Origin of the sequence: Rhizobium sp. Root1203, from assembly GCF_001424945.1 — a bacterium.
Taxonomy (GTDB): Bacteria; Pseudomonadota; Alphaproteobacteria; order Rhizobiales; family Rhizobiaceae; genus Rhizobium.
In genome coordinates this window covers 263,943-272,271 of the sequence record NZ_LMCW01000034.1, presented here as the reverse complement: position 1 = coordinate 272,271, position 8,329 = coordinate 263,943, and the positions used below count along the sequence as shown (strand labels likewise).

4 protein-coding genes and 1 pseudogene are annotated in these 8,329 nt (G+C 58.0%); all 5 read left to right on the top strand.

Annotated features, from left to right (window positions below; translation table 11 throughout):
* Positions 1 to 40 precede the first annotated feature (40 nt).
* The 5 genes and pseudogenes from ASC97_RS34490 to repC all read left to right on the top strand — a co-directional run bounded on the left by ASC97_RS34490 (position 41) and on the right by repC (position 7,904).
* A pseudogene (locus ASC97_RS34490) lies at positions 41 to 1,714 on the top strand (IS66 family transposase).
* Positions 1,715 to 2,449: 735 nt separating this feature from the next.
* Positions 2,450 to 2,725 carry a hypothetical protein gene (locus ASC97_RS25555; protein WP_057471120.1) on the top strand — a complete coding sequence of 92 codons (276 nt, stop codon included), beginning with the start codon at positions 2,450 to 2,452 and terminating at the stop codon, positions 2,723 to 2,725.
* A gap of 1,546 nt (positions 2,726 to 4,271) precedes the next feature.
* Complete coding sequence (gene repA / locus ASC97_RS25550) at positions 4,272 to 5,450, top strand: plasmid partitioning protein RepA (RefSeq protein ID WP_057471119.1); 1,179 nt, start codon at positions 4,272 to 4,274, stop codon at positions 5,448 to 5,450.
* A complete protein-coding gene (repB, locus tag ASC97_RS25545; RefSeq protein ID WP_057471118.1) occupies positions 5,447 to 6,448 on the top strand; it encodes a plasmid partitioning protein RepB in 1,002 nt (333 codons plus the stop codon). The genes repA and repB overlap by 4 nt, the downstream gene beginning before the upstream one ends.
* A 154-nt stretch (positions 6,449 to 6,602) precedes the next feature.
* Positions 6,603 to 7,904 (top strand): plasmid replication protein RepC, encoded by a 1,302-nt coding sequence (gene repC / locus ASC97_RS25540; protein WP_057471117.1) that lies wholly within the window; start codon positions 6,603 to 6,605, stop codon positions 7,902 to 7,904.
* Positions 7,905 to 8,329: the final 425 nt, after the last annotated feature.

The following is an 8,329-nucleotide window of genomic DNA, read 5'->3' as shown; positions in this document are numbered from 1 at the left end:
GGGATTCCTAAGACGGGGCAAATCATGATTCGGTCCGGGGATGGCAAAGAAACGGCTCCCCTCCCCCGAGCATGCCGACACGCTTTCACTGAATGCGTTGCGCAGTCTGGTGACGGGATTGCTGGAGCGGTCGCAGCAGGCGGAAGCCCGACTTGAGAAGCTTGAGGCCGACAACATCCAGCTGCGGGAGGAAAACGCCGCCCTTCGGCTGGACAACACCCGCCTGAAACTCGAGAACCAGCTGTTGCGCGACGAGATCGCCCGACTGAAGAACCTGCCACCGCGGCCGCCGTTTCGGGCCTCCGGCATGGACAAGGCAACCGACAGCAACCCCGGCGACAAGCAGCCATCGAAGAAAAAACCACGTGGCCCGAAGCTCGACGTAAAGCGGGTGAGCCGGCAGGAAATCCTGCGCGTCGCTGCTCCAGCCGGCTCACGCTTCAAGGGATACAGAAGCTGTTTCGTGCGGGATCTGGTGCTCAGGGCAGAGCTCGTGCACTACCGTCGCGAATGCTAGGTGACGCCGGATGGACGGACGATGCAGGCAGCGTTACCCGCGGGGATCGTGGGTGGATACGGCGCCAACCTGCGCCGATTTTGCCTGATGCTGCATACACAGGGTCAGGTGACAGCCGGCCGGCTGACGACATTGCTAAACGATATCGGTCTCGAAGTCTCGAAGCGTCAGATGGTGCGGCTTCTGACCACGCAGTTGGCCGGCTTTGTCGCCGAGGATGCGGCGGTGTTGCACGCCGGTCTTGTGTCGTCCCACTATGTCACGGTCGACGACACTGGTGCCCGACACGCCCATAATAACTATTACACCACAAATATCGGCGGCCCGAATTTTACTGCTTTCCGCACCTCGAAATCGAAGTCACGGCTGAATTTTCTGTCGCTGTTGCGCGGCAACTACCAGGATTACGTGCTCAACGATGCGGCATTCGATTATCTGAAGGAACGCCGCGGGGATCCGGCCATTGTCGCAGGTCTTCGGACCCCTGAGCCGCAGCGCTTCTGCAACCAGGTGCCATTCATGACGCATTTGGCCGACAAGGGTATCGATATCTTTGACCGGCAGGAGATTGGCACGCTTGCCGAGGCCGGCCTGTGGGGCGCCATCCGCCATCATGGCCTGGTCGGCAACATGGTGATCGTGTCCGACGACGCCGGCCAGTTCCGCGTCGGCAACCACGCCCTGTGCTGGGTGCATGCCGAGCGCCTACTGCAGAAGCTGATGCCGGCGACCGCGAAGGAGGAGCGGCTGCTCACGATGGTCCGCGATCTCGTGTGGCGCTTTTATAAGGCGCTGAAAGGCTACAAGCAGAATCCTTCCCCTCAGTCCGCTCCCGCGTTCCGACGACGGTTCGACAGGATCTTCACCCTACACACCGGTTATGAGGCCCTCGACAAGTTGCTCGAACGGCTGCATCGACGAAAGAACGAGCTGCTGAAGGTGCTCGAACATCCTGATATTCCGTTGCACACCAACGCATCGGAGAATGACCTACGAACGTTTGTCACGAAGCGGAAGATCTCCGGCGGCACGATGAGCCAGGATGGCCGTGTTGCGCGCGATGTCATGCTCGGTTTGATGAAGACGTGCCAGAAGTTGGGGCTTTCCTTTTACCACTTCCTCGGTGACCGGCTCGGCATTGGCAACATAGGTCACCCGGTCCCGCCGCTGCCGGCAATCATTCTCGCTCGGGCCTGACACCGGAGCCGCGCGGCTCGGCCTCCATTCAGCGAAATTGCCCAACCCACGACCAGTGCCACCGAATCTGCCCCACTTACCCNAAGTTGGGGCTTTCCTTTTACCACTTCCTCGGTGACCGGCTCGGCATTGGCAACATAGGTCCCCCGGTCCCGCCGCTGCCGGCAATCATTCTCGCTCGGGCCTGACACCGGAGCCGCGCGGCTCGGCCTCCATTCAGCGAAATTGCCCAACCCACGACCAGTGCCACCGAATCTGCCCCACTTACCCGTTGAGTTAACCTTCTGTCGTTGCCTAGGCTCGATATAAGTCGTTGCGATGACCACAGGAACGGCTGATAATAGAAGCAATATCGGTATTCAATTCAGTCATCGCAGATTCAGGCTTACCCAATTTCAACGCCCCTAGCGACCTCGCACCCCTCGGGATGATGAAGCCGCCATATTGCAATTGGGATATCGGCGGAGCTACGCGCCGACGACATGCCCCGCCGGGAGGTCGGTGAACGCATGGATCGCGTTGCATGATCGATGATGGCCACGACATTACGCGTGAAGGGCATCCTTCATAGGTATAGAAATTAACCTTCCGTTAACTATGACGGCCTAGCCTCCGTACTGCTTTCTCTCATGGTAAGGTGCCTCCTCTCACGGGCGCCATCAGTGTACCATTGGGACATGATTTGATTCGCTCGCTATGCGCGGATTAGTCCAGAGCGTTTCGGAGGAGATCGAGATGCCACTCGTTGCCATACCCGGCAAAATCAAGTTGATCGGCGCAGACACCATTATTGTCATGGACGCGGGCACGGCGCATCAGGCCGTCCATATTACGGAAGACGCACTGAGCAACAGCGGGGAAGTGCTGTCACGCGACCATCTCATCGTTCAGCTGGAACTTATAGAGCAGGTTGCGAGCCACAAGTTCGATCGGGGTGACCTGGCGTTCGACGGTAGCATCTGGATCACTTCGGAAGATATTCTCGACTGGCGCCGCGGACGTTCGCACTAGAATGCTTCCAGCGAAAGCTGCGCGCAAACCCAGTTTATATAAAAGTATGGCGATACAACGGTTTCACGGTTCGGTGAAATAAGGCGCCGCTACGATTGAATTGCCATTCGCCACATTGCTTTCTGACATCACCCAGGCCCGCAGAAATGCAGCCCCTGGCAAATCTCGCCCCCCGTACTGAACCACCGGGCGAAAGAAAATTATCGAGCCACCCTTGAAATGCGGCGGCGTAGGGGACATTTAGCGCTCACTACCCGTATCGATAGCCTGCGGTGTCGGCCCTTGGTCGGCCAGCGTTTGCTGTCCGGGAAGAAAAGGCGCTCCCCGAAAGGGTCGAGCGCCTTTTTCATTTCGCGGCGCATAGCGGGAGGCGGTGATGAGCGGCCCTGGTCGCGCAACAGCTTCAGGACGTCCATGCCTTGCGGCGCGGGCCGACCTGTACCCTCGGAAGCGGCGCCATGCACCTGTCGCATCTGCGAAGGTCTGCCGTCACGGGCGGCCATAAAACACCCAAGGCGGAGGAAGACAAGGCGCGGCGGCGACGTTCGGGATACTCTCGATGCGTGCTCGGCGCCCCTGGCTCGCTTGCCTTGCAGGACGCAAGGAGCCTGGGTCAACTTCGGCCAGCGCCTGTCGCGCGATGTAGCAGCCACTGCTACATCGTTTGCAAATGCAGCCGAGAGGCTCCAGATCGTCATCGCCCGATCTGTTCGCGAAGGACGAATATCGAGATGCCGTCGCAGCCTTCTTGAAGGAGCGTGCCGCGCAGTTGACTTGCCTTGCCTAGCATAGATCGATTCTGAGCCTCGCTGACGAGCCGGCGACCGTCCGCTTCGGACGACGCCCGGATGCCGCGTCCAATTCCCTACAGCCTATTTTTTCGCGTCTCGGGGTTGTTCCCCGCGGGGAACTCGTCAATTTGCCGCCGCATGACTCCGATCCCGTTACATCATGCTGAAAGGAAGTTTGCCTGCTTCAAGCGAGGCGCTCAGATAGAGGGACGACTTCCTCAAGCCGATTCAACGCGTCGCAGACGTGCCAGTTCGACGCGCGCCGGCTTCCGAGGCGTGGACGCTACGATCTCGCTGCGCCTGCCGATCGCACTGGCGCCTTCGCTGCCGATTGGTTTCCACCCGATACATTCAAATACGCTCTGATGGAGGCATACTACGATCGCGTGGAAAGCCTGCCGAACGACTACACTCATGCCTGAACGCGGCCCAGATTGGGGGCTCAGCACCGGATCCGCTCAAGCCGAAAATAGCAGCCCTGACGGTGCCCTGACACGCGTCGCCCTCGGCCCGCGGGGGAGGCCCAGTTGCATTCCAGTGAGAACGCCTTGCATGGCAAGTCATCCGCTCCCGTCGACGCCCCGATCGCAGTTCCCCGCGGGGAACTCGCCCATTTGCCGCCGGATCCGAATCGGGATACTTCTTTAACTACGCAAAAAAAGCGAATTATCGGTTTTTGTCGAAACAACATGCCCGTTAATCCCGTGTTAACCAACTCGGCGCTTAGGTTATTGAAACGAATTGAGGGAAGAATCGTGACCCGGCACTTAAGCAGCCTCGACTTCATGCAGAGTTTCTCCAGCAAACTCGAGCTCGCCTTGCAAAATCTGTCCATGGCACAATACCCGCCCGACGCCCGCAGGGAAATGCGCAAATTCGCCTCATCGGAAGTCGCGGCACTCCTTGATGTCTCAGAAGCCTACATCAGGCAGATTGTCGTGAAAGAGAAGGGGCCGGCGCCGGAAACCACATCCAACGGCCGTCGAATGTACACGCTCGACCAGATACTCGAACTCCGGATGATGCTTGCCGAAAAAGGTCGCAAGAAGTGGATGAACCCCCGCCGGATCGAAGGCGAGGAATGCCAGATCATCGCGGTCACCAATTTCAAAGGTGGATCGAGCAAGACGTCGACGACGATCCATCTCGCTCATTATCTCGCCCTCAGGGGCTACCGCGTGCTCGCTGTGGATCTCGACCCTCAGGCGTCTCTGACCAGCCTCCACGGCAGCCTGCCGGATTTCAATCCACGGGAAGACGAGACGCTCTACGCGGCGATCCGGTTCGACGAACCGAAGCCAACCAGGTCGCTCATCCACAATACCCATATTGCCGGCCTAGACGTGATCTGTGCCGGTCTCGACCTCACTGAATTCGAGACAGCCGTGGCGTTGGAGATGCGCAAGCACGGCGGCACGAGCTTTCTGTTGCGGGTCTCGCAAGCCCTGGAGCAGGTGTCCGGCGATTACGACGTGATCCTGATGGATTCTGCGCCATCGCTCAACTTCCTCACTCTCTCCTCCCTGACAGCGGCGACCGGCGTCATCATACCGGTGCCGGCCCACATGCTGGACGTCGATTCCACAGGAAAGTTCCTCGAGCTCGCTTCCTCCTACATGCAGATCCTAAGCGACATGGGCGCGGCGGCAGAGTGGGACTTTGCCAAGTTCCTGGTCACTAAGTTCGAACCGAACGACCATCCGCAGGCCAATATGACCGCGTTGATGCGACAGGTGTTCGGTGAAGACCTACTTTTGAACATGGTCGCAAAGTCCACCGCTGTCGCTGACGCGCTGACCTGGAAGCAAAGCCTCTATGAGGTTCAGCGCTCACGGTTCTCGGCGCCCAAGACCTACGACCGCGCGATGGAATCGATCAATGCGTCCAATGCGGAGATTGAAAAGTTACTCTGTGCAGCATGGGGGCGTGAATGAGCCGCAAAGACTCACGTGGTATGTTTGCCAATGTACTCGGCCAGCTTGACCAACAGGCGACCACTACTCAGCCGGCCAAGACGACATCGCCGCACCTGTTGAAAGTCGCCGCTGGCGTGCGACAGATACAGGAGAAGGGCGAAGTTCTCGACCGCCTGTTGAAGGACGGCGACCACATCGTCGAAGTCGATCCGAACGACGTAGCTCCATCGCCAATACCCGATCGCTTTGATGGATCTTATGACGATGCCGCGATCGAAGACATCGTCGCCTCGATCAAGGAGCGCGGACAGATCGTGCCGGGATTGATCAGACCACTGGTCGCCGGTGGCCAGTCCTATCAGATCGTTTTCGGACGCCGCAGGCTTGCAGCCGCAAGGGCCCTTGGCGTCAAGTTTCGCGCAATCGTTCGCGAGCTCAGTGACGAACAAGCCATCGTTTTCCAAGGCGAAGAAAATACCAACAGGAACGATCTTACGTTTATCGAAAAGTGCGCTTTCGCGTTCTCGCAAGAGCAGGCCGGGTATAAGCGCGACGTCATATGTGCATCGCTTTCGACCGGCAAGTCGCACATCTCGGAAATGTTGCGTATCGCCTCAACGGTTCCACGCGCAACATTGCTGGCAATCGGACCTGCACCTGAGATTGGCCGACGCCGATGGATCGACTTCGTTGAGGTTTTTGAGGCGCGCACTGACGGCGCTGACTGTATCCAGCACGCGCTGGAGACCGTTCCTCCAGCCGTTGCTACGGATCGCTTTGCAATCGCCCTGGCAGCCCTGAAAACCGAAGTGCCTCAGGCACCGACTGCCGCTGCGCAAACGGCCGAAATCCGGGCAAACGGCTTCCTGCTGGCCACTGTCAGCTATCCGAAATCGGGTCCACGCATCAACTTTACCAAGTCGGTGCCGACAAGTTTCGTCGAATTTCTGAATGATCGCATGGAGACGCTACACGGCGAGTTCCTGCAGTCGGTAGACCACAAACGCAAAGGATAATGCCGCAAAAGAAAAAAGCTCCCGAACGTTGCCGTCGCGGAAGCCCTTCTCATTGGTTTAGCAGCTAGAGAATCGCACTTCCGGGAATCACTGTCAAGAGTCTTGGCGTCGTTTTGGCGAGTAGAGTTCTTTTGCCTTGTAGAAGGTGAAGGTGATGGAAGGTCAAGTTGTAACGACGCCGTTCGGGCGGCGAGCGATGACGTTTGGCATGCTCGCAGCTCAGGTAAGAGCCCGGGATATCAAGCCGGGTCGTACTATCGACAAATGGAAATTGTATCGCGCACTGTGTGAAGCCAAACCACTCCTCGGGGTAACCGATCGTGGCCTCGCGGTCTTGAACGCGCTGCTGAGCTTCTATCCGACTGCCGAGCTTTCGGAAGCAGCGGGGCTGGTGGTATTTCCCTCAAACGCTCAGCTGTCGATGCGATCGCACGGGATGGCTGAGCAGACAATCCGACGGCATCTGGCAGCACTGGTGAACGCTGGTCTGCTGACCCGTAAGGACAGCCCGAACGGCAAGCGATATGCCCGCAAGGACAGGGCCGGCGAGATCCGCGAAGCATTCGGCTTCTCCCTGGCACCGCTTTTGGCACGTGCCGAAGAAATTGAGCGCCTTGCAGCTGAGGTCGTAGCCGAACGATTGCACGTACAGGATCTGCGTGAACGCATCAGCCTTTGCCGCCGCGACATATCCAAGCTGATCGACGCTGCTGTTGCGGAGCGCCTCCCAGGTGACTGGATGCTTGCATTCAATCGCTTTCGTGACCTCGTGGAGGGCGTCCCACGATCTCCGACGACCGCTCAGCTGGAAGATACACTGGATGCTATCACCAACTTTCGCCTGGAAGTGCTTAACCAGTTGGAGCTTCAACTTAATTTTCGAAATACGAGCGCCAATCCCTGTCAGAATGAGCGCCACATACAGAATTCTAATCCCGAATCTATCTTTGATCTTGGACCGGGGCTGGAAACGAAGAACGACCCACTGTTGCAGGAAACATCGGATCAACCACCTCTATCAACCGCCGATGAGCTGCTTGAAACATCTGATGAGAGCATCCCAAAGGTGCACCCAGCGCCAGGATCCGTGGCCGCTGGCGAACGTGAACTGAAATCTTTCCCACTGGGACTTGTTCTACAGGCATGCCCTGAAGTTGCAGCCTATGGGCCGGGAGGGATCATCCGAAACTGGCGAGACCTGATGACCGCCGCGATTGTCGTCAAGTCCATGCTCGGCGTCAGCCCCTCGGCCTACCAGGAAGCCTGCGCAGTCATGGGTCCGGACAATGCGGCAACCGTCATGGCCTGCATCCTGGAACGCACTGAGCAGATCAACTCGGCTGGCGGTTACCTGCGCGATCTCACGCGTCGCGCTGAACGAGGCGAGTTTGCCATCCGCCCGATGATCATGTCGCTGGTCCGAGCGAATGTGGTCAAGGAGAAACGTACCGGCTGAGTAGCGGAAAGGCACTGGTCGGCAGTGGCAACCGACGCCATTTTCCTGCCTAAGACCGGCGCCTACAAGCGGGGATTTGCAGCCGAAAAGACCGACCGGTGCGGGCAGATGCGTCACAACCGACTATCAGGATGCGAACCAACCAAAGCAAACCCAGTGTTTGCTTCACTGTAAGGCGAAGATGTTGTGGGATCATGGCCTTACCCCAAAGGAGTTTAGGATCTCCAATTCGCGCCTTTGCCGTATCTTCGGTCGGTTTAACCGTATCGATCTCGCCAAGCACCGTGCCAAAAGTGCACTAGAGGAAGGATACGACAGGTTTAAATGCCATGCAACAGCGGGTCCGCACTGATTTTTTCGCAAACGGTCAAAAGGAGAACCGGCTTTCCTTTAATCTACAATCTTTATAGACAATATTGCCGACA

Bases quoted from the DNA above. Each gene is read 5' to 3' on its own strand.
- ASC97_RS25555 (WP_057471120.1), top strand. From the start codon at position 2,450: ATGCCACTCGTTGCCATACCCGGCAAAATCAAGTTGATCGGCGCAGAC.
- repB (WP_057471118.1), top strand. From the start codon at position 5,447: ATGAGCCGCAAAGACTCACGTGGTATGTTTGCCAATGTACTCGGCCAG.
- repC (WP_057471117.1), top strand. From the start codon at position 6,603: ATGGAAGGTCAAGTTGTAACGACGCCGTTCGGGCGGCGAGCGATGACG.